General features: G+C 65.3%; 20 protein-coding genes. 16 read left to right on the top strand and 4 right to left on the bottom strand.

Features of this window, described 5'->3' with window-relative positions:
- The first annotated feature begins 56 nt into the window (after positions 1 to 56).
- A complete protein-coding gene (locus ACJEIK_RS28160) occupies positions 57 to 509 on the top strand; it encodes a DUF5663 domain-containing protein (protein ID WP_409430714.1) in 453 nt (150 codons plus the stop codon).
- A gap of 89 nt (positions 510 to 598) precedes the next feature.
- Here ACJEIK_RS28160 and ACJEIK_RS28165 read toward each other — a convergent pair whose 3' ends face one another.
- The 3 genes from ACJEIK_RS28165 to ACJEIK_RS28175 all read right to left on the bottom strand — a co-directional run bounded on the left by ACJEIK_RS28165 (position 599) and on the right by ACJEIK_RS28175 (position 5,299).
- Entirely contained in the window at positions 599 to 2,797 is a 2,199-nt protein-coding gene (locus ACJEIK_RS28165) for a sensor histidine kinase (RefSeq protein WP_409430715.1), read from the bottom strand.
- A 514-nt stretch (positions 2,798 to 3,311) separates the two neighbouring features.
- Positions 3,312 to 4,403, bottom strand: a complete 1,092-nt coding sequence (locus ACJEIK_RS28170; RefSeq protein WP_409430716.1) for a ThiF family adenylyltransferase — start codon at positions 4,401 to 4,403, stop codon at positions 3,312 to 3,314.
- Positions 4,400 to 5,299 carry a hypothetical protein gene (locus ACJEIK_RS28175; protein ID WP_409430717.1) on the bottom strand — a complete coding sequence of 300 codons (900 nt, stop codon included), beginning with the start codon at positions 5,297 to 5,299 and terminating at the stop codon, positions 4,400 to 4,402. The genes ACJEIK_RS28170 and ACJEIK_RS28175 overlap by 4 nt, the downstream gene beginning before the upstream one ends.
- A gap of 580 nt (positions 5,300 to 5,879) precedes the next feature.
- Here ACJEIK_RS28175 and ACJEIK_RS28180 point away from each other — a divergent pair.
- The 9 genes from ACJEIK_RS28180 to ACJEIK_RS28220 all read left to right on the top strand — a co-directional run bounded on the left by ACJEIK_RS28180 (position 5,880) and on the right by ACJEIK_RS28220 (position 13,638).
- Positions 5,880 to 7,082 carry a hypothetical protein gene (locus ACJEIK_RS28180; protein WP_409430718.1) on the top strand — a complete coding sequence of 401 codons (1,203 nt, stop codon included), beginning with the start codon at positions 5,880 to 5,882 and terminating at the stop codon, positions 7,080 to 7,082.
- 23 nt (positions 7,083 to 7,105) lie between these two features.
- Complete coding sequence (locus ACJEIK_RS28185) at positions 7,106 to 7,645, top strand: AAA family ATPase (RefSeq protein ID WP_409430719.1); 540 nt, start codon at positions 7,106 to 7,108, stop codon at positions 7,643 to 7,645.
- 12 nt (positions 7,646 to 7,657) lie between these two features.
- Positions 7,658 to 7,822, top strand: a complete 165-nt coding sequence (locus ACJEIK_RS28190; RefSeq protein WP_160109707.1) for a hypothetical protein — start codon at positions 7,658 to 7,660, stop codon at positions 7,820 to 7,822.
- A gap of 15 nt (positions 7,823 to 7,837) precedes the next feature.
- Complete coding sequence (locus tag ACJEIK_RS28195) at positions 7,838 to 8,428, top strand: hypothetical protein (protein ID WP_061000565.1); 591 nt, start codon at positions 7,838 to 7,840, stop codon at positions 8,426 to 8,428.
- A 118-nt stretch (positions 8,429 to 8,546) separates the two neighbouring features.
- Positions 8,547 to 10,010 carry a DDE-type integrase/transposase/recombinase gene (locus ACJEIK_RS28200; RefSeq protein WP_071289796.1) on the top strand — a complete coding sequence of 488 codons (1,464 nt, stop codon included), beginning with the start codon at positions 8,547 to 8,549 and terminating at the stop codon, positions 10,008 to 10,010.
- 38 nt (positions 10,011 to 10,048) lie between these two features.
- Positions 10,049 to 10,822, top strand: coding sequence for an ExeA family protein (locus tag ACJEIK_RS28205; RefSeq protein WP_226522213.1), 774 nt, complete (start codon positions 10,049 to 10,051; stop codon positions 10,820 to 10,822).
- Positions 10,823 to 10,987: 165 nt separating this feature from the next.
- Positions 10,988 to 11,587, top strand: coding sequence for a hypothetical protein (locus tag ACJEIK_RS28210; protein WP_409430720.1), 600 nt, complete (start codon positions 10,988 to 10,990; stop codon positions 11,585 to 11,587).
- Between the two features lies 1 nt (position 11,588).
- Positions 11,589 to 12,863 carry a DUF2201 family putative metallopeptidase gene (locus ACJEIK_RS28215; RefSeq protein ID WP_409430721.1) on the top strand — a complete coding sequence of 425 codons (1,275 nt, stop codon included), beginning with the start codon at positions 11,589 to 11,591 and terminating at the stop codon, positions 12,861 to 12,863.
- A 97-nt stretch (positions 12,864 to 12,960) separates the two neighbouring features.
- Positions 12,961 to 13,638 carry a response regulator gene (locus tag ACJEIK_RS28220; protein ID WP_409431772.1) on the top strand — a complete coding sequence of 226 codons (678 nt, stop codon included), beginning with the start codon at positions 12,961 to 12,963 and terminating at the stop codon, positions 13,636 to 13,638.
- Positions 13,639 to 13,660: 22 nt separating this feature from the next.
- Here ACJEIK_RS28220 and ACJEIK_RS28225 read toward each other — a convergent pair whose 3' ends face one another.
- Positions 13,661 to 14,350, bottom strand: a complete 690-nt coding sequence (locus tag ACJEIK_RS28225; protein WP_409430722.1) for a hypothetical protein — start codon at positions 14,348 to 14,350, stop codon at positions 13,661 to 13,663.
- Positions 14,351 to 14,649: 299 nt separating this feature from the next.
- On the opposite strand from ACJEIK_RS28225, the gene ACJEIK_RS28230 reads away from it, so the two are divergent.
- The 6 genes from ACJEIK_RS28230 (at position 14,650) to ACJEIK_RS28255 (ending at position 24,358) form a co-directional block, all read left to right on the top strand.
- A complete protein-coding gene (locus ACJEIK_RS28230) occupies positions 14,650 to 15,441 on the top strand; it encodes a hypothetical protein (RefSeq protein WP_409430723.1) in 792 nt (263 codons plus the stop codon).
- A gap of 250 nt (positions 15,442 to 15,691) precedes the next feature.
- A complete protein-coding gene (gene grpE, locus ACJEIK_RS28235) occupies positions 15,692 to 16,378 on the top strand; it encodes a nucleotide exchange factor GrpE (protein ID WP_409430724.1) in 687 nt (228 codons plus the stop codon).
- 87 nt (positions 16,379 to 16,465) lie between these two features.
- Positions 16,466 to 18,031 carry an Hsp70 family protein gene (locus tag ACJEIK_RS28240; RefSeq protein WP_409430725.1) on the top strand — a complete coding sequence of 522 codons (1,566 nt, stop codon included), beginning with the start codon at positions 16,466 to 16,468 and terminating at the stop codon, positions 18,029 to 18,031.
- The gene (locus tag ACJEIK_RS28245) at positions 18,028 to 20,736 is read left to right on the top strand and encodes a hypothetical protein (RefSeq protein ID WP_409430726.1); all 2,709 of its coding nucleotides are present in this window, start codon (positions 18,028 to 18,030) and stop codon (positions 20,734 to 20,736) included. Before ACJEIK_RS28240 ends, ACJEIK_RS28245 begins: the two co-directional genes overlap by 4 nt.
- Positions 20,737 to 20,742: 6 nt before the next feature.
- Positions 20,743 to 21,948, top strand: coding sequence for a hypothetical protein (locus ACJEIK_RS28250; protein WP_409430727.1), 1,206 nt, complete (start codon positions 20,743 to 20,745; stop codon positions 21,946 to 21,948).
- A 1-nt stretch (position 21,949) separates the two neighbouring features.
- Positions 21,950 to 24,358: a hypothetical protein gene (locus ACJEIK_RS28255; RefSeq protein ID WP_409430728.1), complete on the top strand. Its 2,409-nt coding sequence runs from the start codon at positions 21,950 to 21,952 to the stop codon at positions 24,356 to 24,358.
- Positions 24,359 to 24,361 lie beyond the last annotated feature (3 nt).

Consider the following 24,361-nt stretch of genomic DNA (forward strand, 5'->3'; position numbering starts at 1 on the left):
TTTCCTCGATGCAATCAGTTCCCGACACCAACAGCACACCGTAAAGGATCCGATTGATGATTCAGCTCAACGACGAATTCCTGGCCAACGTGGGGTTGGCCGAGATGGCGGCCGACGATCGTCCGGCATTCCTGCAGATGATCTACGAGGAACTGGAGTTGCGGGTTGGGACAGCGCTTGGCGACGACCTGTCCGACGCACAGTTGGAAGAGTTCGAAGCCATCATCGACCGGGCCCCGGACCGTGTGTCCGCCTGGATCAACACTCACGCACCCGATTTCGAGAGCGACCCCGTCTATCAGCGGATGCAGACTGTGACATCCGATCGAGAAACGCCATCGGCGATCCTGTGCGAATACACGGCGACGAAATGGCTCGAAATCAACCGACCGGACTATCAGTATGTGGTCGCTGCTGAACTCGGAAAGATCGCTGACGCCATTCGCGCTCAAGCCTCCGCAATCCTTGTCCGGCACTCGGCTGCGGCCCTGCCCGGCCAGAGCCACTAGACGCGATGTGGATCATCTCGTTCTCATCGCCGACGGCGATCGTCAGGAGTTTCGATGCGTCAACCGGCGGGAGTATGTCGGTTGCGTCTTCATACGAGTGGATGACGGATGGTGATCCAGATTGCATCGTCGAGGGTCGTGACCTCGGAATCGCCGATGTCTCCGGCGTCGCGTATGGATGCTGTATCGAAGTGCTTCGTCCCCTGGCACAGGATGCTGAGCTCCAGTGCGTTCGAGTCGGTTGTCAACGTGATGCGGGCAGTGCCGGTAGTGGCGCCGAGCGCCCGGGCGGTCAGCAGGGCAAGACGTCGCGCGGCGCTGGCGCTGATCGCCGGTAGCGCGCGTTCGGCCGTGACGGACACCTCGACGCCCCGGTCCTGTGCGGCATCCACAACGGAACGAAGCTCACACAACAGGGCGTGCTCGACCGGCGACGATTGGTCGAAAAGCGCACGCAGATGCTGATATTCGATCTGCGCCTGACGTTGCATCACGGCGTCTGCTGGCGTCCCCGCGGCGAGCGCCCTCAGCAGCGGAGCGATCGTATTGGCGAGGTCGGCGTAGCGGCGCGTGTACTCCGCCTGCACCGCTTCGGCTATGCGGGCGGACGCGAGGATTCGCTTGCGGCCGTCGATTTCCGCGTCGGCCGCAGCGGCCGACGCGCGGATGAGCTTGTCGAACAAGAGTGCGCGCGTCTGGACCAGGAGAATACTTGCGGCGCCGTACCCGACCGCGATGACGTTCTGTGTTGAAGGATCACGAATGAGGACGGAGACTGCGGGGACGCCCCAGCACCACACGAGGACAGCGATGCTGTAGCGGAGACGCTCGTCGAGCAACAGCGGTAGCGCTGACCAACCGATGGCGCCTTGGGCCCATTGCGCCTGATAATCGACGAGGTCGGTCGGCTGGAACATGATCTGCACCAGCGAGATGACCACAAGCGCGGCGATAGCGGCGCGGCGCGGCAGCCCGGGAAGACCCCGCCCACGCGCGGCGGATGACACGGTGATCGTGGCGGCTGCGACCAGCAGTGCAGATTGTAGGTACGGGTATGAAATTGATTGTGCGGCAAAGGGTATCACCGCAAGCACATTCGCGACGGCGTAGGTGGTCAACGCCAGGTAGTACCGCGCGCGACCACGTTCGATCAGTCGTTCCGGATCTTCTGGCTTGTCCGCCGCGGCGGGAGCCTCAGCGGGCCAAGATAATTCAACCGCGGTGCCATGACCCGGCCGGCTAAGCACCATGGCGTCGCCGCCAAGCCGGTGCATACGCGCCGTGATAGAACCGACGATGCCGTGGCCGCGCGACGGTTGCGACGTGTCGAACCCACAGCCGTCGTCCTCGATACACACTAGTTCCGGGCGGACGGTGATGGTTACGATGGAAGCGCGGGCGTGGCGATCCACATTTGTGAGGGCTTCGCGTGCAGCCGCGGACACCAGGTCCGCGATCGCACCATCGATCCGCATCTCCGTGGGGCCCTCGATGCGGACCGGTGTCGTGAGGTGAGTAGTGTTGCTGCGCAGCGCCGCAACCAAATCGACTTGAGCTGCTGGCGCCGGAGCCTGGTCTGTGAATACTCGCAGATCGCGCCGTGCCTGTGCGGAAAGACGTTCGGGCGACAAGGGCGTGCCCGTACTGACCATCAGCAGCGTGCACGCAACGGTGTCATGCAACAGCCGGAGCTGTTCGCGGTCGTACTCGCGAACCGCCGTGTCGACCTCGTGCTGGAGTTCGGCGGCGAGTCGGTCGGCACGCACAGCGTCGACGGAGTCGGTCACGCGCAGGATCAGCGCACGGATCACCATCGACATCGCCCAAAGCCCGGCAAAGTAGTAGACGCCGAAGTTGTCGCCGATGTGACTCCAGCCAACGACCGCTCCGGCACCGACCGCGTAGGCGGCCGCCACCCCGGCAGTGAGGGCGATGTTGGTCCGTGGGTTCAAGCCTGTGAAGCTGCCGACTGCGGTTCCGGCGATCGTCAACGGACCCAATGTGGCAACGCGGACGTCGGATGTCAACGACGGGATGGCGACGCAGGCGGCAACGATGATCACGTAGTCAACCGCGAGAAACCGCGGCGCGGTCGATCGCGTCAGGAGTCGATATCCGGACCAGGCGACGGACATGGCGGCGAATGCGGCACCGACGGGAGCCGGCAGGGCCGACGTGGCGAGCATGACAACGAACACCACCAGGCTGCCCCCGTGACGGAGGATCAGGCTGAGCGGCAGCGTCTGCTGGACCAAGTTGCGCCGCGCGGCGCGCGCGGTCTCGGACATGCGGCGGCTACCGGTGTCGGGTCAAACGTCGCCGCGCCGCCGGTTCCCGGGGCGCGGCGACGAGGCCGAGGTGGGCAGCCACACCCCGGCGGCCGGCGAAGGCGCGGTGCCCGCCGTCAGCCACTGGACGTTGCGGCGAGAACACTCCCGGGTCAGGAGTCGTCTGCCCGGTCCTCGACGCTGTGTGGAGTCACGCCGGATCACGGCCAAAGCGACTCGACGCACCTGGACATCGCAAGGATCCATGGGAATCATTCGTTCCTCATTTCTGGGTCGCTCATCCCGCTCGTGCGATCGTTTTAGCATGTGCGACAACACTTGGATCGACGGTTCAGTCTCGACCCCGGACGAGGTGCGATCGATTCGTACATTCGGACGACAACCGTGGGGCCGTTCGCACTGATCCTGGGCCGGGCAACAGCGAGCACGACTGGCCGGCGGTGCGTTTCGCTGAACCGCCGGCGTCCACGCGCGGAGGATCAGCGGCGCCGCTCATTGTGGCGGCCCATCGCCGCTATGGCATCTCGGCACGCGGTCGGGTGGCGTCGACGATGTCAAGCGTCGTGGTACCCGACCCGACGCTGCGGCCCAGGAGGATGTCCCGGACGGCCACCGCAGCCAACGCACCACCGGCGGCTGCCGTCGAACCCAGCTGCGGCGTGCCCGCCAACTGCGCGCCCTTCAGCAGAACCGACTCGAAGAGTTCCGATGAAACATTCTCTCGGCCAACGATTCTGATCAATGTGTCCAGAGGGTTGCCCCCGGGCATCGTGCCGGCACGTAGCAGCGTAGCTTCGGTTTCGGTCAGCTTCCCGTTGAACGCCGGTACGCGATGGAGGTCGTGGCGCTCGACATCGAGAGTCGATACGTCACCGACGTCGCCCGCCGTGACCAACGGAATTCCGAGCTCCCGTGCCGACGCGCGGATGCGCGCTTTGGCCACCAGGTCGTCGACTTCCTCGACGATCACGTCAGGCCGGGACGCACGTAGCAGTTCGTCGGCGCCGCGCTGGTCGCCACCGGTGACGTGACGCTGGGAGACATACGGGTCCAGCTCCGCCAGCTTGCGGCCGGCCACCGTTGTTTTCAACAGGCCCACCTGCAGCACGCCCGCCTGAATGCGATTCAGGTTCGTCGGACTCAATCGGTCGAAGTCGAAGAGCAGGTATTCGTCGCCGATCCCGGCCTGCGCCATCCGGTCGACCACATTGCTGCCGACGCTCAGCCCGAACACCGCGATCCTGCGATGCCGCAACGACGCCTGCCCGGCCTTCGTGATCAGATTCCGGTTGCGATAGGTCCGCAGCTCGTAGTGCTCATCGGGCTCGGCCACACGCACGAGCGCATCGGCCCACGGGTAGTGAATCCAGCGGCCGAATCGTGGTCCCTGAGCGAGGACCCCGTCGACGAACCGGGTTCGCGCGACGAGGTCATGCATCTGGTCCGGGTGGTGAAGTTCGAACAGATCCGACGCGATCGTCGCAACCGGATCGATTTGGCTGGCGACGCCGAGGCTTGCGGACAGGTCCCCGAGCTCAGTCGGTGTTTCGACCGAGAAGACTTGTGGCTGTTGCCATTTGTCCTGCATGTTGCATTGAGCGTTCATGATGCCTGGGTTCCTTCTCTGAGTTCCTGCGGTGCATACATTGATGCGGCCAAATCGAGCCCGTCGGTCAAGAAGGCGGCCTTCGCCTCGAGCTGCGCCCGCTGCAACGGGTCCACCGATTCCCCGAGTTCGTCGGCGATGTTGTCCACCACGACACTGAGGTCGATCAATACCGGGGTGACCATGATTGATCGAGAGCGAGGGTCGGCCGAGAAGATTTGAACCGAGCTGCCAAGGACGGTCGCGGAGCGGCGCCCGATAAACTTCACGACCGGACCAAGCGAACGCGTCGTCAACGATGCGAGATACAGCTCCGGGTACCCTCTCGTTTGCGCTCTCAGGATGCAGTTCTGCGTCAGCGCGCGGATCAACTCGTACGAGCCGCGGTGCGATTGCACATCGATCGTCGCTAGGGCGGCGATCTCCCGGATACCTTGGGGTCCATTGATTTCCATGATCCTGCGCAGCTGCCGCTCGACCTCTGGGCTAAAGGTGTCGGCAAAATACGCGTACGTCGGAAGGTCCGAGAGCGACCCGTGCGGGCCGATGTCCAGAAGTCGCACAGTCGCAGTCGGACTGAACTCCCGACTGCGCGTCGGCGAGGCCACCAGATAACTGGCGACGATCTTGCCGTCTGGCCGGCTGCGGGTTCCGTCCAGTTCCGGGACGAGCCGACCGTCGACGGTCAGACCGCTCGCCTCGAAATAGCCGAAGTCGACGTAGCTCTGTCCGTGGATCTGCTGGGCCGCGCGCACGATGTCCGGAATGTCGTTCTCGCCGCGTGACCATCTGATCCGGTACTGCGCGTCGCGGCGCGGAAGGTCGAATCGATCCGGGCACAGTAGTTCGGCGACTCGGGTGATCGGGGTTGTGCTTGACATCGCTTCCTCCGGCACGCGTCGACCGCGAGTCTCGCGATCCGCACATGACACCGATTCCCCGCGCCCATCAGGTGGTCAACGCCAGATGTAGGGCGCGCTGGTAGACGTCAATCGGTTCGCGCGAGCAGCTCAGAGGGTGTTGCGCAGCTGTCGATGCAGGGGGTGCTGGGGTGCCACCGACCCAGGTATCCGCGCAGGCGGCTATGAGGAGAGTTGCGAAAGCTGTTGATCGAGAGCGTAATTCGGAATGCCATGGTTACCGATGCCATAGGCGCCCGCAAGACGGACCGGAGCTGACTGGCCGTGCATCGTCGACTGCCGGCCGGAACGGATGTCGACCAGGTAGTAGGTCTGCGGGTTTACGAGGCGCAGATCGCCGACGGGGAATCGGTTGTGACTGTGTACGTCGCCGCCCGGCGACGACCAGCCTGCGTCTGGGAAGGTACGCCGATTTCCACGTCGATCCGCCAGCGGAACGCTGGATTGCTCATGACGACGGCAGTCATCCGCACGGTCGCGGTGTCGTTGCTCCAATCGGCCACGCGGCCGTGCCTGTCGAGCGAGGCTGTCGGTGCCCGCCGATAGCCTCGGCCCCGTGGCGCCCGCGATGGAAAAGAAGGACGTCAGCGGCGCCGGACCCGCCTGGGGTGGAGGTCCGCTGGAATTCGACATCGCGTGCTTCAACTCCGTGTCCGGCGCAGGTGGCGAAAAGCATCGGGTCACGGTGTACCCGGACGGGGACTGGAGCATCACGACGCCTCACGACGCCGAAGCGGAGCGGATCGCCGTGGCGTTCGGCAGTGATGCCACCTGCGTGACGCACATGGAACGGACCGTCGCGGCATTTCGCGCAGCACTTCGCCTCCTCACCCGGTCCGCGCGTGTCCCCCTCAGTGTCGGCCGAGGCGGGAGTTGGCAAGTCGGCCAAGGGTATTCGATCGCACGGTGCTGTCGCGGCACCCTCTTCGGCAGTGCCGGCGCCGCGGCCCGTCACACACGCTCACCCAAACACCTGGCCGCCCAGCATCGTGTACAGCTCAAGCACATCGAAGCCTTCCTCGACGCCGCGTCGGCCACCTGGGGCAGTTGGGAGGTCTGCCCCGATTTCGATCCACGCCTCGAACGACTGGTGCGAGAAACGAGCGGCGTCCACGATCTATGGCAGGCCGGCATCCATCCCGACGACATCGCGGGGCTGGCGTCTGTTGGATCGGTCGTCGACGAGCCACTGCCGGTCCGATTCTTCCTCGGTCTGGTCTATGGCAGCGCCGAACACCAGTGGGTGTCCGAGGTCCTGACTCATCATCCCGACCCGGACACGGCCGCGTGGCTGGCCTGGCTTGACGGGCCGCAGTCGCGCGCAACTCCCGCCGCGTGGGGCCAGTGGCTGAGTTTCGGAGTCAGCAAGGCGCACGTCGTCGTCGCGATCGACGCGGGCTTGACGCCCGAACACGTCCGTGAAGTCGCGACGTCGAATGGGTGGTCCACCATCGGGGTTGCCGCCCAGTTCGTGAAGTGGGCCAACGTCGGCTGCCGCCTGGACGCAGTGCACTTTCATGCCCTCAAACGGCACCGCGTCTATTCACCGCAGCCGTCGTGCCGAACGATTGATTCGCTGTGCGAGTTGGTGGCCGGAGAGCCAAACCGGAATCCGAGCGCGCCGCGCGAGCAGCCGGACCGCACCGAGCTCGCGGTGATGCTGGAGATTCTCGGCAACCGCTACGCGGTGCTCAGGGCGCTCAACCACGGGGTACGCACCGTCGATGACCTCGACGCCTACGTCAAGCACCACGAGTAACCATCAACGGGAAGGGACACGGTGTGACGATCCGCACCAGACACGAGTACGAGAACGCCTTGCAGGCGCTGGGGATCTGCGTATCAGCACGCATCCCGGCGTTGCTGTGGGGCAATCCAGGGGAAGGCAAGACCGCGGCCGTCGAGTCTGCATCCGGACATGGGTGGCACATCGAGACGGTGATCATCACCCACAGCGAACCCTCGGATTTCGCCGGGCTGCCCGTCATCAGCGACGGATCCGTCAGCCTGGCGCCACCGGCGTGGGCGACGCGCCTGGCCGACCACGATGGCCCGTCGATCGCGTTCTTCGATGAGTTCAGCACAGCCTCGCCCTCGTTGCAGGCTGCGGCGCTGCGGCCACTTACGCACTACGAAGTCGGTTCGCTCCAACTCCCCCGGACCGTGTCGTTCGTCGCCGCCGCCAACCCGGCCGATGTCGCTGCGGCGGGCTGGGAGCTTGCGGCGCCGACGGCGAGCCGGTTCGTCCACCTCGACTGGGCGATGCCCTACGAGGTCTATTCCGAAGGGCTGGTCACCGGGAGTTGGCCCACCATGTGTTGACCGTCTCTCTGGATGGCTATCACGGGGTGGCCATTCGTCATTGATCTTGCCGATGTGATCGGTGGCGTGGCCCGCCGGCTTGAGCTTGGTGGTGTGCACCATCAGTGTGATGAGGAACTGATGGGTGCGCGGCACCCCGCCGAAGTCTTGGCGGGCTCGCAGGGTGCCGCGCTGTAGTGCACGGAGGCACTGATGGTGACGGTAGAGGCTGATCTGGTCTGCGTCGAGTCCCGGTTGGCAGCTGGCCAGATCAGCTGCCCGGCGTGCTCGCAGGGTGTTCTTGGCGGCTGGGGATTCGCCCGCACTCGCCGTGTCGTCGGTCTGGCCGGTGCGGTTCGGCCGCGGCGGGCGCGGTGCCGGTCGTGTCTGGTGACCCATGTGTTGTTGCCGGTCACGGTGTTGCTGCGTAGGGCTTATGCGGCACAGGTGATTTGGGAGTCTTTGTCGCTGCGCGGCCACGGGCAGGGGTATCGGCAGATCGCTGAGCAGTTGCGGGTTCCGGCGGCCACGGTCCGCGGCTGGCTACGTCGGGCCGGCGGGCGACTTGAGGCGGTTCGGGCGCGGTTCCTCATGGTGGCGGTTCGAGTCGGGATCGATGTGACGATTCCCGACGAGCGGAGCAGTCCCTGGGGTGACGTGGTGGCGGCGGTCAACGCCGCGGCGGCGGCGATCCGGCAGCGGTTCGGACCGGCCGGATTGGTGGGCGCGGTGACGCCGGCACAGGTGCTGGTCGCGGTCAGCGGCGGCCGGCTGCTCTCACCGGGCTGGTCCTGGATGCGGTAGGTCCGGTACGCAACACCAGTTGCCTCTGACGCGGCGCGGCGTGATCGGTGATCCTCGCGAAGGCACCTGCCCGGCATTGGTTTCGGGCAGGGCCTTCGACTGCGAGGAGGGCACTGCGGTGTCATTGGAGGAGCACAAGCGTCGGGAGCGGGCCCAAGCGATCGGACTGTTCCGGTATCAGCTGATCTGCCCGGCGCTGGACGAGGGGTTATCGACCCGCCAACGGGGTCGGCTGGTCCGCGAGATCGCCGAACGTCGCCATATCGACCCGTTCGGCACCCAGGTCCAGATCGCGCGAGCCACCCTGGACCGTTGGATCCGTCGCTACCGGGCCGGCGGGTTCGAAGCGTTGGTGCCCGAGCCGCGCCGGCTGGCCACCCGCACCGATGTCGGGGTGCTGGAGCTGGCCGCCTCGTTGAAGCGGGAGAATCCGTCACGCACCACCGCCCAGGTGGCCCGCATCCTGCGCACCGCGACCGGATGGGCACCCTCGGAATCGACCCTGCTGCGCCATTTCCATCGCTGCGAGCTGATGGGCCCGGCCGCCGGTGGCGCCAGGGAGGTGTTCGGCCGGTTCGAAGCCGCCGACCCCAACGAACTGTGGGTCGGCGACGCTCTGCACGGTCCGCGGGTCGGTGACCGCAAGACCTACCTGTTCGCCTTCCTCGACGACCATTCTCGGTTGGTGGTCGGTCACCGGTTCGGGTTCGCCGAGGACACCGTGCGTCTGGCGGCCGCGCTCAAACCCGCGCTGGCCGCCCGCGGCGTGCCAGCCTCGATTTATGTCGACAATGGTTCGGCGTTCGTCGATGCCTGGCTGCTGCGGGCGTGCGCGAAACTCGGTATCCGACTGGTACATTCGGCGCCCGGGCGCCCGCAGGGACGGGGCAAGATTGAACGGTTCTTCCGCACCGTGCGTGGGCAGTTCCTCGTTGAGGTCACCGACACCACCACCGAGGACCTCGCCGCCGCCGGGGTCGACCACACCGGTGCGCTGTTGGAGCTCAACCGGCTGTTCATGGCCTGGGTCGAGACCGAATACCACCGCCGCACCCATACCGAGACCGGGCAATCCCCACTGGAGCGCTGGGACACCGGCTGGGACCGCCTTGGTCACACTCCGGAGTTGCCGACGGCGGCGGATCTGACCGAGGCGTTCTTGTGGTCGGAATTTCGGGTGGTGACCAAGACCGCCACCGTCTCCCTGCATTCCAACACCTACCAGGTCGACCCCGCCCTGGCCGGGCGCCGCGTGGAGCTGGTGTTCTCCCCGTTCGACCTGCAGACCGTCGAGGTCCGCCACCGCGACCAGAGTTTCGGTGCCGCGACACCGCACACCATCAGCCGCCATGCCCACCCGAAAGCCCGACCCGAGACCGTCGAGACCCCGCCGGCAACGACGGGGATCGATTACCTGGCGTTGACCGCTGCCGCCCATCACGAGCAGCTGCGTGAGGATGAACGTATCGGCTATCACGCCCTCTACGGAACCGACTCCGACGGCGACCAGGTCGCCGCTCAGCTCTCGATCACCGACCTCGCTCCCACCGAGGACGAGTTCGAGGACGGGGTGTCGGCGTGAGTATTCAACGGTTGCAATCACATTGGGGCTTCACACGGATGCCGTTCGGGCGGGATCTGGCGCCGTCGATGCTGCACCGCCACCCCGGCCACAGCGAAGCGATCGCCCGCATCGGCTGGTGTGTGGACCAATGCGCCATCGGCGTCATCACCGGCGAAGTCGGCGCTGGCAAAACCGTCGCGATCCGCGCGGCAGCCACCTCCTTGGATCCGGCGCGGCACGTAATCATCTACCTCGCCAACCCCACCATCGGGGTGCGCGGCATGCTCACCCACATCGTGGCCACCCTCGGGCACACCCCGGCGTTTCACACCGCCCGGCTGGCTCCCCAAGCCGCAGACGCCTTGGCCGCCGAGCACGCTGAACGTGGCCGCAACCCCGTGTTAGTCGTCGATGAAGCCCACCTGCTCGACAACCATCAACTCGAAGCGATCCGGCTGCTGACCAACCACGACATGGACAGTGGTTCACCGTTCGCCGTGGTCCTGGTCGGGCAACCCACCCTGCGGCACCGACTGCGTCTGGGTGTTCTGGCCGCGTTGGATCAGCGCATCGCCGTGCGCTACACCCTGCCCGGCATGACAGCGGCCGACACCGCCGACTACATCGGGCATCACACCAAGATCGCCGGCCGCTCCGATGCGCTGTTCGCCGACGACGCGATGACCCTGATCCACAACGCCTCCCGTGGACATCCGCGTGCGGTCAACAATCTCGCCCTGCACGCGCTCACGGCCGCGTTCGCCGCCGGGCACTCCATCGTCGGGGAGAAAGCCGCCCGCATCGCCATCAGCGAAACAGCAACCGACTGAACCCGATCCGCTTCACCACGGCGACGACCACGTCACCGCGACGAGGATCCCGTCACCGAGATCACAAACGCCCCGCTCGCCACAGTCGAGCGGGGCGTTCTCATCAGTGCATCGTCATCAACACCGATGACGCCGACATCGTCATCTTCAACGACGGCCAACACCATGCCGGTCTTCACCGAGCCGGACAACTATCAGCGAATGCTGGTCGACGAAGTCGTCCTCGTCTCGGGGTTCCTGCGCGCTCGTGAGTCCCAGCTCAGCGTGATCCCGAAGAACGCCGAGGAACGGGGACGTGCTTTCCCAACCCCGCGCACCTGGGACTACGCCGCGCGGCTTTCCGCGTTCGCACAGGCAGTGGACGCCGGCGCCGATGTGCGGCGTCTGCTCATCGCGGGTTGCATCGGGGGCGCCGCCGCCCACGAGTATCTGACCTGGGCCGCCAACCAGGACCTACCGGACCCGGAAGTCCTCCTGGGGGACCCCGCCGCGATCAGCTTCGCCGGGATGCGCGCCGACCGTGTCTTCGTGACGCTGCAAGCCGTGCTCGGCGCATTCTCGCGACGACCGACGGCCGCTCGCTGGCAGAACGCCGTCGAGGTGTGTGCACGCGCGGCCAGCGAGGCCGGTGTCGACCCCGCCGTTCCCGTGGTGCGGTCGCTGATGCGACCCGGGACCCGGCCCAAAGGGACGGCGGTGCCGTCGTCAATCAAAGTGTTCGCCCCGGCCCTGGCGTTGGCCGGCCTTTTGTCGAAGGCTCCGTGAGGTGGACCACCACAAGTTGGCTGCTGCCAAGCTCTGGCTGATCAGCCCTCCGCCACCCTCCGCGGGTGCGGGGTATGCCAGTCCGAGGGACCTCCCGTACCTGTCCCACGCGCTGTACGCCTTGATCCCGGTCGTCGACGACGAGGTGGAGAAGCTGACGTGCGATGAGTGGTGGCGGATCTACATCAACGAGGAATGGTTCGAGACGGCCACGGTGCCCGAGATCGGCGCTGAGCTGGCGCACGTGACGTGGCACCTGCTGACCGATCATGCCGACCGGGCGCGTGATCAGGATGTCGACCACAGTACCGCCGCAGCCTGGGAGAAGGCCGCCGATGTGACCGTGTCCCACACCCTCACGCCGGACGGATTGAGGCCACTGATGTTACCGAGCGCCACCGCGTTGAACCTGCCAGAGGGACGTTCTGCGGAAGAATACTTCGCCCTACTCTCCCGGCTGCCCACCACGCCACCCGACGGCGACAGGCGCGGCGACACGTTGGGGCCGACCGACGGATGTGGCAGCGGCGCGGACGGCCTAGCCCGGAGCAACGAGTACGGGCCGGGCAGCGACATCGGTGCCCTGTCCAAATTTGAGGCAACCGAGATTCGCCGGCGGGTCGCCGTCGAGTATGACGCTCATGCCCGAGGCAGAGGCAGCACTCCGGGTGATGCGATGCGGTGGGTCAGGCGGACGTTGAAACCCGAGGTGCCATGGGAACGCCTGCTGAGCGGCGCGGTGCGCCGTGCTGTGGGGTGGGCCGCGGGTCGCGGCGACTACACGTACACCAAACCCTCGCGCCGGTCCTCGTCCCTTCCCTGCGTAGTGCTGCCGGGCCAGCATCGGCCGGTACCGCGGGTATCGATCATCATCGACACCTCCCGCAGCGTGGACGACAACCTGCTGGCCCGCGCGCTCGGCGAGGTCGACGGCGCACTGAGCGCGCTGGGGGTACCCGGCGCCCAAATGACCATCTATTCGGTCGACGCCGCCGTACACACCGCGGAGAAAGTCCGCCGCGCCCGGGACGCCAAGCTCATCGGCGCTGGAGGGACGGACATGCGACTCGGCTTCCGCGGCGTCGAGGCAGAACGGCCACGACCCGACGTCGTGATCTGCTTCACCGACGGAGACACACCATGGCCCAGCTCCCCGCCGCCCGGGGCCGCGGTCATCGCGGCCATCCTCGGCCGCACAGGTTTCGATCTGCCACCCAGCCCGACATGGGCGACCCGGGTCGAATGCCTGGTACAAGATCATTGGGCGAGGTCGTGAGGCCACGAGTGGGACATCGCCGGGGCTATCGGCTTATCGTATGCGCGAGAAATATGCGCTGGGCGTCGCCCGACAGTCCTTGGCGCGGGAGGTGGTCATGACTACTGGGGAAGCGTCGCCAGCGGCGGTTCGGGTGGCGATCATCGACGACCACGATGTTGTCCATGCGGGCGTGGAGGCCTGGTGCTCACAGGCCGATCCGCCGATCCACTTCGTCGGCAGTTACCTCGACCCCGACGCGTTCCTTCAGCACCACCCGATGCCCGACATCGACGTCGACGTGGTTGTGTTCGACCTGCAGATTGACGGCAACAGGCCTGAATTCGACGCATTGAAGGGTCTGTGCGCCGCCGGTTACCGCGTGGTGGTCTTCTCCCACCTCAGTGCGGACGAGGTCATCCTGCAGTGTCTCGACCTAGGCGCGGTCACCTACCTGGTCAAATCCGAGGGCCGGGCGCATCTGGTCGAGGCCGTCCATTCTGCTTCGTCGGTCACCCCTCATGTAGGCCCGCAGATGGCGCGCGCGCTGGTCAACGACAACGACGCCAACCGGCCGAATCTCTCCGTGCGGGAGAAGGAGGTGCTGGTGGCGTGGTTCCAGACGGAGAGCAAGGAGCTCGTTGGCAAACGTCTGTACATCGCACCCAGCACGGTGCGCACGCATCTGCAGCGGGCGCGCGCGAAATACGCCGGCGTCGGGCGTTCCGCACCAACGAAATCCGCGCTGCTTGCGCGCGCAATCGAAGACGGCATCCTCGGCCTTCCCGACCTATAGTTCCCTATCGCCGGTGCGGCGGTCACCGCAGCTTGAACCCCATCGCGAGTCCCGCTTCCTGCAATGACCGGCTCGACACCGTGCTGAACTGCTTGACCACAAGTAGTTGCAGCAGTCGCTTTTCGTCGTCATTGGTCTGAGATTTGTTGTGGAAGCAGGTGTAAAAGATCGACCCTTTTCCATGCTCGGCGTACGCCATGAGGGGCATGCCCACATCGCTGCTGCCATCGGCCGCCCGAAGCAGAACCTCGCCCCGGCACGAGCGAAGCTGGGCCCACGACCCCATGTCGAACTCGACGGTGACGTGCGATCCGAGTACGTCCCGCAGCTCGGGGTCGATCACGTCGGCGCGGACCTGCCCGGTGGTACCGCCGTGGCCGGCGAAGTCGAACAGGTCCGGAAAGGCTGCCGCAATGTAGCGGTCCGCGTGGTCCGATGCATAGACGCAGCCACCTGACTGCACAAACCCGACAAGGTCGGTCAGATCGATGTGATCGCTTGTGCCGCAATTGATGAACAGCAGCGAACAATCGAACAGCCCAGTGAATGGCTCATGCTCGACATTCATGGAGGTGAGGATCTCGCCGATGTTGTCGAATCCCGGCGAGGTTACATACACCTTTTGGTTGTTGAGCTTGGGGAGGTTTGGCCCCGGCGGGTACTCGGTGACCCACGGGGCGTCGAACGACCGCTTCCGCCACTTGCTGGTCACTGGTGCGGCCTTACTCGTCCCGCTGATCCGTTGTCGCTATTGGCGACTCACCGAAACTCTCGAGCATGCCCACGTGTTATGCACTCTTTTCTGGATATCGGGTCTTCTGCATGCTGGCATGGCGTGCCGGTGGTGTCTATCGCCCGTTCGGCTTACTGACAGAAGCAGTTACGGATGCGACGGTGTACGCGGGCGGCTCCTGAATCGCCGCAGGCGAACGCGGCCCTGGGTATGACGAGCGTTCGATACGTGGTCGTCAACCGACCGTCCTCGTTTACGTCAGAGTGGAGACTCTTTTGATGTCCGGTGACGGCTACGGGATCGATCTGGGCGAAATTACGCAGCGGGCGATCGAGACCGCGGCCGAAAAGTCGCCGGGCCTTACCATCGATCAACTGTTATTGGCGGGCGGCTCGACGCGGATGCCGATCGTGCACGACGCACTGCGGGCTGCCGGTTTCGACCCCATCTCCGGAGACTTCGATCTGGCCAAGGCAAAAGGAGCCGCGATCTATGGCCAGATGCTTCTCGACACATCCCAGCCACCGTTTTCGCTTGATGATCGAGCGAAGGTGTGCGGACATACCGTCATCCCGACAGCGGACACGTCGCCGAGATTTCTTCTCGGCGGCCCAGCGAAATCGGAGTTGGAACCCGTCCTCTCGCGGGCCATCGGTGTGCAACTCATGCGGGACGACGGCGCAGGGAAGGTCACCGAATGCATCCGGTTCCTGGCCCACGCCAACGACCCTCTCCCGCTGACCGCTACGAAATTAGAGGCCGCCGGGGCGCTTCGTGACCAGACCGGTGTACGGGTGCGTCTCTATCAGCAAGGCGGTGAAACCGAGTCGGAGAAGATCAGCGATAACCTGCTTCTGGCCGATCTTGAAATCTCCGGGCTGTCACCGCTGCCGAGTGGTTCACCCATCGAGCTGGGACTGAGCATTTCCGCCGAAGGTGAGATGACCCTGACCGTCCGCGAGCCGAAGTCGGGCCGAGACATCGTGTTACTGGCCAAGGTTCCGGTGTTGACATCCGGTGGATCTGTTGTCGGCGAGAAATTCATCGGTCGGCAACTTACTCCGGGCTGATCTTCCAGCGCTTACGCGTCGTAGCGGCAGGCCGGAACCAACGAGAGAACGCCGGGTGGCTCGGCGGATGTCGTTCGAACGGTCGACAGACAAGTCATCCGTCGTCAATTTAGAGTTGCCGAGCAAACATCAGACGCGCTGCCTCGATCGGTTACTCGAGGCCGCCTGCCGAGGCCACGCAGGCATGTAGCCGTCCGGCTATGGTGCCGGCTTTGACTTGACGGAGTAGGAGCACCACCACTACATGTCCGTGAACGACGAAGTGTCCGAAACCGTTCCATCGGCGATCGCAGCAGACGAGCAAGCGCACGCGACATCGACGACCGGGCCGGATTGCGCGGCTACCCAACCGGACGAGGTGGATCAACCCGACCACACCCCACCCAGACCTGACGATGAGGCAAAGTCGGAAGATACCATCCCGGTTGATCAATTGGCCGCGATGGCCGACGCGCTGGAACGGTTCCACGGCCGGGCCGAACAGTACGAGTCGATCATCCGGCGGATGCAGAGTCGCATCGAAGAACTGCAGGCTGACCAGGTCCGGGAACTGCTCAAGCCGGTGATCCTCAAACTTGCGTCGTTGCACACAGAGGCGGCGGAGGCCGAGGCTCGCGCGTCCACGCGCGAGGATGACTCGGCGCGAAAGGATTTCGACTACTTCGTCTCGGAGATCGAAGAAGTCCTGAGCTTACTGGACATCGAGTCGATCAAGGTGTCGACGGGCGACGAGTTCGACGCGAGCAAGCACGCGGCACGTCGCCGGGTCGATACCGATGACCCGTCCCTTGACCGCCGCGTCGGGAAGATTCTTCGGCAGGGCTTCACTTTCGTTGGCGCAGAACGAGTGTTCGTCCCCGCGATGGTGAACGTGTACCGCTACGTCGCACCGGAGCCGGCCATCGTCGCCTCCGCCACCCCCGAAACCACGAACTAGTCCCGCGGCCGCAGGCCCGAAAGAAGGAGTGAGCTGCCAATGTCCGGTGACGTATTTGGGATCGACTTGGGGACAACGTATTCCGCCGTGGCGGTGATCAACGACCTGGACCAGGCTGAGATCATCAAGAATCAGGACAGCCAGGACACCACGCCGTCGGTGGTGTACTTCGATGCTGGTGTCGCGATCGTGGGGGCGGAGGCGAAGTCGTCGCTCATCGCCGATCCGGACAGCGGCTGCGCTCTGATCAAGCGCCACATGGGGACGGAATTCCCGCAGGAGTTCGGCGGCCAGACCTACACCCCGGAGTCGATGTCCGGTGTGATCCTCAAAGAACTCGTACACGCAGCCAACTTGGAGCGGAGTACGGCGATCAACAAAGCCGTGATCACCGTGCCGGCGTACTTCGGGGTCAAGGAGAAGGAAGCCACCAGGCAGGCCGGTGAAATGGCGGGCCTGGAGGTTATCGGCATTCTCGCCGAGCCGATCGCGGCCGCCCTGTCGCTGGGTGTGCGCGGCGAGAAGCGGGAGACCATTCTCATTTACGATTTGGGTGGCGGCACCTTCGATACGACGGTGATGATCGCGGAGCCCGGCGATGTCCGGGTGGTGGCCGTCGACGGTAACCGCCTGCTCGGCGGCGCTGACTGGGATCAGGCGTTGGCCCACCTGGTGATCGACAAATTCCGGCAGCTGGCCGGGCCGACCGATGACCCGGGCGAGGACCCCGACTTCAACGCGTCAATCATGAAAGATGTCGAGGACTGCAAGAAGTCGCTCACCCGCAAACAGGATGCCATGGTCCTGTGCAAGTTCGAGGATGCCAAAGAGAAGGTGGTCGTCACGCGGGCAGAATTCGAGGCGGCGACAGCACATCTGGTCAAGCAGACGGTGGAGATCACCCAGCGGGTGATCGAGACCGCGAAGGAGAAGTCCGCGGGCCTGGTGATCGACAAGCTGCTGCTGGTGGGTGGCTCGTCGCGGATGCCGATGGTGCACGACGCGCTGAAGGCCGCGGGTTTCGACCCGATCCCCACGGACTACGACCTGTCGGTGGCCAAGGGCGCCGCAATTTATGGGGAGGCGATCCTCAGCGGTTCGGTGCCGTTCGAAGCCGGTGACACCAGCGCGGCGGCCGGCGACGGTGCGGGCCAGCCGGCGACGAACACCGAGCCCAAGTACTTCCTGGGCGGTGCCGCCACGCTGAACATCAGGAACGTCCTCTCGCGCGGCATCGGGGTGGAGTTCGTGCGTGAGGACGGCTCCGGGAACCTGGTCGACTACGTCGGGTTCTTGGCCCACGCCAACGACCCGCTGCCGGTGGTCGACACCTTGTTGGAGGCAGGTACCGCGACCGACAACCAGACCGGGGTGCGACTTCGGCTCTGCGAGCAGGGCGGCGAGGTCGAATCCGAGGACGTCGCCGCGAACAACGTCCTGCAGGAGGCCGAAATCAGCGGCCTGCCCCCGCTGCCGCGCGGCTCGACGATCGAATTGTTGCTCAGTGTGTCCAGCGAGGGCCTGGCGACACTACGGGCCCGCGAACCGAAATCCGGCCAGGAGCTGACCATCGAGGCGAGGATCTCGGAGTTGAAGCCGGAAGAGATCGAGGCCGGCAAGGAGCTCGTCGGCGGGCTCCAGACCCGGTCATGAGCTTCGATGCGAAAGCCTATGACACCGACGTCCTGAAGCCCCTGGGCAAGGACAAGGTGCAGCTGGCGGACATCCAGCGCGCGATCCGGGAGCTGCAGAAGACCCCCGGCGCCGAAGCTGTTGCCGGGCTGGACCTTCCGCGGCTGCTCGCCATCCCTGCAGATCACAACGATCTGGGGGCGCACTTCACGTCGGTCGAGATGCTGCTCAACAAGCGGCAGAGCATGTCTGCTGCCCAGCTGCTCAAGAAACTGGTTACGGAGCTCAAATCTGCGGGTCTGGAGCTGACGGAGCCGTCCTTTTGGGATCAATTCGAATCAGCCCAGTCCAAGGCGTTAGCAGCAAAAGTCACCGAGTTCGCTACCGCGGTGGCCCTGGAACACCAGGCCCTGAAAGTCATCACCGAGCAACAACTGCAGGAGAAGGCCAAGTCGCAGGGCCTGGTCGGTGCGATACCGGCCGAGAAACTGGCATCCGCGGTGGAGAGTGCCGGTATCGCGGTGCGCGCCGACTTCCAACTTCCCCAAGTTGCGATTCCGCGGGTCATCGGTGATGTGGCGAAACACACCGAGTACCGCAGCATCGTGGACGTCCTGCTGTTGGGTGATGCGGCGAAGCCTACGTCGATCCGGGTCATCGACACGCTGACCCATGGCAACAGTTCCACGATCACCGCGGCACACATCGATGCGGCCAAGAAGGCCGCCGAGAGTGGCAGAGACTCCGATGGTCTGCAGGCGGCTCAGAAAGCCTTGGGGCTCATCCGAACTGACTTCGCGAGCCCGGCCAAGCTCCACGAGCTGGTTCTTGCGACCTTCGTCGCCACCGCGAAGGAAATGCTGGCCCGCGGGGAGCTCCTCGCCAGCGCCCTGACCCGGTTGTCGACCGACACAGGACTTGATCGAGTCGATGCGGCAAGGTTGTTGGCGAAACTGTCGGGATCGACCAGCACCCGCGGTCTCAACGACGTCACCAATCTGCTCGCCGAAGGTGCACTCGCCGACGCCCGCCGCACCTTCGATGCGGTCGCCGACTCAGAGCAATTCGGCGCCGACGAAGTCCAGCGCGTCCATGATCTCCTGACGGCGGCAGAGACCCGCAAGACCACTCTGGTCGCCGAGTACGAGGCCGCGATGAAATCGCGGGACTACGGCGCCGCAGCCAAAGCCTTGAGCCAGGCCGTCAGCATCGACCAGCAGGACGCGCGCCTGCAGAACCAGCTCGACAGCCTGCCGCCGCCACCGCCGGACAACCTGTCGGTGAAACCCCTTGCGGAGAGCGGAATTTCCCTGAGCTGGAGTTCGAACGCCAGCAGCGGATGCAGCTACATCGTGGTCCGAAACACGGATGGTCACGCGCCGACGAATACCGGCGACGGCGCACAACTCGCCCGTGACGTGAATTCCACCTCGTTCACCGACGCGAATCCACCTGTCGCACAACGGCTTTACTACTCAATTTTCGCCGAACGTCGCGGGGCGGTGTCGCTACCGGTATCGGTCAGCTACCTCAGCCTGCCCCCGCCGACAGAGGTGTCAGCCAGTGCCACGCTGACGGAGATCACCGTGATGTGGCGGCTGGCCAAGGAAGCCGTCGGCATTCAGATCACGCGTGTCAACCCTGACGGTACCTCCACGCCGGTGAGCGTGAGCAGCGGCAACCGGGTCACCGTCAGCGGGTTGGCGACGGGCAACCGCTATCGCTTCAAACTCGAGGCCATCTATGTGCTCACCGACGGCACCCGGATGGTGTCGCCGGCGGCCGCGATCGATGCCACCCCGCGCGGCGCCATCAAAGCGGTACAGGACCTGCAGATCGGTGACGCGCGGCTAAAAGACGGGCGGGAAGGACACCGGGCCACCTGGTCCGAACCCGGCGGCTTTCCGGTGGAGCTGTGGTCGTTCCCCATCGACGAGCAGCTGCCCGCGGCCGGCAGCGAGATCGTCCTGGCCGACCTGGCCGCGCTCGACGGCCGGCGCGTCAGCGGCGTGCTCGACTCCACCGGCGGCCGCACCGGGCTGGGGTTCGCTTCACTACGTGAACTACGCGTGTTCGCCGCTATCACCGTGGACGGCGAGCGCGGTCTCCTCGGCGATTCGGCGGTCGTCGGATCAGCACCGAGCGTGAAGAACCTGCGCGCCGATCGCTACGGCGACCTACTCGTCGTGTCCTGGGAATGGCCGCACGGCGACTACTCCGCGGCAGTCACCTGGACTCAAGGCGCGGCCACGCAGTCCCGCCGGTGCACCCGGGCCGAATACAAGAACGACGGTGGCTTCCGTATCTCCGCCGCCGGCACCGTGGATCGCGTTGCGGTGGCCACCGTGGCCCACGGAAACGGCGCGGAATGGGTCGCCGGCCCGGTCGAGGTGCAACTCGCCGCACGACTGCCCGTCGTTCGCTACGAACTCGAGATTCCCCCCTCGCGTTTCGGGCGCCGTAAACCCGCTCGCGCGGTCGTGCACGCGAACGGCTACCGCGGTCAGCTCTCGTTCCTGGTGGTCGCGCGCACGAGTTCGATCATGCCCTCCCGACCCGACGATGGTGATGTGATCGACCGCCTCACTGTCACCGTTGACGGAATCAATTCAGCCGCAGTCGAATTCAATGTTCCGAAGCTGCCCAGCCCGTTCTGGGTTCGGCTCTTCGCGAACGGTACCGACATCAAACTCGTAGATCCTCCGACCACTCAGCTGAAAGGCTAGGTACGAATGGCACTCTTCCAGCGGAAGGTCCCCTGCCCGTACTGCTACAACGAGATCGCCCCGAATGCCCTGGCGGTGCGTTGTTCTGGGCGTGCCGCACCCGGAAAGAGCCGATGCACCGAAGCCCCGGACCCGGCGCGGGTGCAATACTTCACCGATGGCACGCCGGTACTCCCGGTGATTCTCGGACCCGACAAGAAACAGGTGCTATCACGGTCGGAGGCCACCTGCCCCGATTGTGGTTCGGTCAGCGCCATCCGGGTGTGCCCCGACTGTCATTCCCGCATGCCCCGCAGCTTCGACGCGGATTCACCGCTGTTCGGCTTGGTCGGCGTCCGTGGATCCGGAAAAACTGTGATGCTCGCGGTGCTACAGAAGGAGCTGTATTCGACCATCGCCCGCCGCTTCGACGCGTCCATCGATTCACCGGGCGGCAAGACCGGGTTGGCGGGTCAACTCGAGGCGTTTCTGCGGGGTATGGAAGACAGTGCGAACGGCGCGCTGCCGGCACAGACCGCACGCCACGACACCGGGATGAGCATCCCCGCAGTCTTCGAATGGCGGTTCGCCAAAAAATCGTTGGGCGGCAAGCTCACTCGCGATGCTTCGACGTTGTTCTCATTTTTCGACTCGGCGGGTGAGGACCTCGCCACCGAGGACCGAGCCCTCGGACAGCACTATCTGGCCGCGACCAGCGGGGTGATCTTGTTGCTCGACCCGTTCGGCTTCCCCGGAAATCGCGAGCGCGCCATTCGCAGCGGCGTGGATCCGGAGAGTTTGACGACGTCCCCCGAGACGGTCCTGCGGGCATTGACCACCGTGCTGCAGACCGCGGAAAAGACCAAGAAGAACAAGAAGATCAAACAACCGGTGGCAGTCGTGGTGTCCAAGATCGACGCATTCTTCGACGACATTCCCGACGATCACCCCATGCGGCGGCCATCGTCGAAACTGCGGTACTTCGACGAGCCGGAATCGCTGACCATCCACGACCACATCGCCGCGATGATCGAGCAGTGGGGCGGGGACGGGTTGCTCCGCATGCTGGAGAGCAACTTCGAGAAGTACCGATTGTTCGGGGCGTCGGCGCTGGGGGCGGAGCCGTCGTACTCCAGCCTCAAGGTGAACTCGCGGGGTGTACTGCCCCACCGCGTCGGCGAACCGTTGCTCTGGCTGATGGCAGACCGCGGCTTCCTGCCCAAGGAAGGCTGACATGTTCGATGTCACGGTCTACACCGATGCTCGCGAAGACGAAGCCCTCGACGGCGTGGCGGGCTTCAACTTCATCGCGGCATCGCCGGGAAGCACGTTGACAGACCAGAAATTCATCGCCCAGCACATGCTGCACGTGGTCAAGTCGAGCTGGCACGTCGACCACACCGATCAATTGGCGCATCCGCCAACCTGCCTCTACCGCAGGTCCGACGACCGCTACTTCCTGTCGCGCGGTAGATCGACCGGGCAGACGATCACCGCGCCGCGGCCCGGCAATCAGATCACCCAGACGATCGCAACTGCCGACTCCGACGACTTCGTTCCGTATCGCCCGGCGCAGCTGTACGCCGCCAGTCAGTGGCAGCTGTCCCGGGAGACTGGCGGCAAGCAGATCGCTGCATGGCCTACTCCGTTGGAGATCGACGCGGCGTACGAGCCGGACGAACTGAAGGCCGCGCTGGTCACCGGGTCGCCGTTCGGCGCGTCGTTCCTGCCCAGGTTCTTGACGATGGTCGAACAGGCGGTCGCCGATCCGGGCAAGAAGTTGATCATCGTGCACACCGAGCTCGATGTGGTGATGCGCTACATCGCGCTGGCCTCGCTGTTCCTGGATTCGGGCCGGGCGCTGTCCATGAGCTTCGTCGCATTCGCCGATCAGCCGCTCGCCGCAGTCGCCGACATTGTCGGTGCCACACCGGATTTCGGTGCCACACCGAGTGCAGGCTCGGCTGCTGCGGCCTACAACGTAGTCGACCTGCTGGCGGTGCAGATGTCACCGGTCGAGGTAAGTCAGTCCGCGGCCCGGCAGGCCGAATGGTTCGACGGTGATGCACTCGATGCGCTGGCCGCCATCGACGTGGCCCGGCGATGGGAAGCCGCACTGGGTGCCGATGTGGCCACCGACGCCGCCGGGATCGTTAGCTTCACCGATGGTTCCGTCGCGGCCCCGCGCGAGCGGGCGTCCGCGCTGCGGGCCGTCCGCGGGCTGGTCGCCGGCGGGTTGGGCGACGACCTCGCCATGTACGCCGACGAATTGCTGGACGCGATCGTCACCAACCCGCCGACGGGGGCGGAGGACATCGTGCTGGCGGCTGCCGCCATCGGCGCAGCCCACCAGGCCGGCCTGGACGAGGTGAGCACCGGAATTCTGTTGCCCACCTTGGAGGTCCTTGCGTCACGGTCAGATCTGATCCCGGCGTGGAGCGACGCCACCGCCAGCTGGCCGATCGGGTCGGCACCGGTCGGATGGGGCTCGGAGGACAGTCGAGACCACGCGCTGCGGGCGCAGTCGGAGATCGTCAACCACACCGACGCCGAGCATCTGGTCGACGTCCTGATCGCCGGCAAGATCGCCGGCCTGCTCCCGGACGCCAGAACCATTGCGCCGGCATTTGATCGTCTCAGCACGTACTGGTGCCAACATCCGGAGCTGTCCAACCGGAAGTCCGATCTGCCGTACCAGCCGGATCTGGGGCAGCGCTTGACGGCTCGTGTCGTCTCCGCACTGGAACGCCACGACAAACCGGTGGTCGACGCGTTCGCCGCGGGAGCGTGGGGCTGGCTGAGCGGGCCCGGTTCGGCGTTGGAGCCATGGCAGTCCGCGGTCCGGACCGGTGCGTTGGACATCGATCGCCGCGCCGACGCCATCACCGCGGCCGGCGCGCAGTTGCCGGAGCAGAGTTGGCCGTTGGTCCTGGCCGGGTGTGCGTTACCGGCCGCGGCCGCGGCGGTGGCCGCGTGGATTGAATCGCATCCCCAACTTCCCATCGATCTCAGCGCATGGATCTTCCAGGGGCTCAACGCATCACCGCAACGGTTCGAAGACGGTAGAGCCCGCCGGCGCGTGCTCTCGATGATGCTGCGGGTGCGGGCCATGACCAGGGACCCGGGTCTGGCGCGTCTGCTCGCTGACGCGGATCAACTCGGGAGCCTGTACCAGGAGGCGAAGAAAACGGCGAAAAACCCGCGTAATCCGGCCCTCCATTCGTTCGCCACCCGGGTGTCCCCCTACATCGGCTACTTCTGTCCAGAGGCCGGGACGCTCCTGGTGACGGCGCAGGACCAGCGCGGGGTCGAGCGCCTGGAACGCGCGGTGGGCGACTGGGCGGCGCCGTGCATCGACGCAGCATTCGCCACCATCGCCCGGCAGGCCGGCGATGTCGTGGCGGTGGAGTCTGCCTTGAACTTGTACGAGTCCGGCACGGAACTGCAGACCGACGCGGCGACCGAATTTCTGTTGGGGCTCATGGACTCTCGCTCGGGGCGCCACCGGCTCGACGAGCTCCGAGACGATCTTGCGCGGAGCTGGGTACCGGTGCTCGACAGGTTGATGGAGGAGTCCAAGAAGGGACGCCTCTCACGGAACATGATGCGGGGCGGCAAGCGCCTCTTCAGTAAGGAACGGTGAACA

The organism is Mycobacterium sp. SMC-16, from assembly GCF_046250085.1.
Lineage (GTDB): Bacteria > Actinomycetota > Actinomycetes > Mycobacteriales > Mycobacteriaceae > Mycobacterium > Mycobacterium phocaicum.

What these genes read in the sequence shown, in the direction of transcription:
- ACJEIK_RS28160 (WP_409430714.1), top strand. Translation starts at nt 57, where the DNA reads ATGATTCAGCTCAACGACGAATTCCTGGCCAACGTGGGGTTGGCCGAG.
- ACJEIK_RS28165 (WP_409430715.1), bottom strand. Translation starts at nt 2,797, where the DNA reads ATGTCCGAGACCGCGCGCGCCGCGCGGCGCAACTTGGTCCAGCAGACG.
- ACJEIK_RS28170 (WP_409430716.1), bottom strand. Translation starts at nt 4,403, where the DNA reads ATGAACGCTCAATGCAACATGCAGGACAAATGGCAACAGCCACAAGTC.
- ACJEIK_RS28190 (WP_160109707.1), top strand. Translation starts at nt 7,658, where the DNA reads ATGGCTATCACGGGGTGGCCATTCGTCATTGATCTTGCCGATGTGATC.
- ACJEIK_RS28195 (WP_061000565.1), top strand. Translation starts at nt 7,838, where the DNA reads ATGGTGACGGTAGAGGCTGATCTGGTCTGCGTCGAGTCCCGGTTGGCA.
- ACJEIK_RS28205 (WP_226522213.1), top strand. Translation starts at nt 10,049, where the DNA reads ATGCCGTTCGGGCGGGATCTGGCGCCGTCGATGCTGCACCGCCACCCC.
- ACJEIK_RS28210 (WP_409430720.1), top strand. Translation starts at nt 10,988, where the DNA reads ATGCCGGTCTTCACCGAGCCGGACAACTATCAGCGAATGCTGGTCGAC.
- ACJEIK_RS28220 (WP_409431772.1), top strand. Translation starts at nt 12,961, where the DNA reads ATGACTACTGGGGAAGCGTCGCCAGCGGCGGTTCGGGTGGCGATCATC.
- ACJEIK_RS28230 (WP_409430723.1), top strand. Translation starts at nt 14,650, where the DNA reads ATGTCCGGTGACGGCTACGGGATCGATCTGGGCGAAATTACGCAGCGG.
- ACJEIK_RS28245 (WP_409430726.1), top strand. Translation starts at nt 18,028, where the DNA reads ATGAGCTTCGATGCGAAAGCCTATGACACCGACGTCCTGAAGCCCCTG.
- ACJEIK_RS28250 (WP_409430727.1), top strand. Translation starts at nt 20,743, where the DNA reads ATGGCACTCTTCCAGCGGAAGGTCCCCTGCCCGTACTGCTACAACGAG.
- ACJEIK_RS28255 (WP_409430728.1), top strand. Translation starts at nt 21,950, where the DNA reads ATGTTCGATGTCACGGTCTACACCGATGCTCGCGAAGACGAAGCCCTC.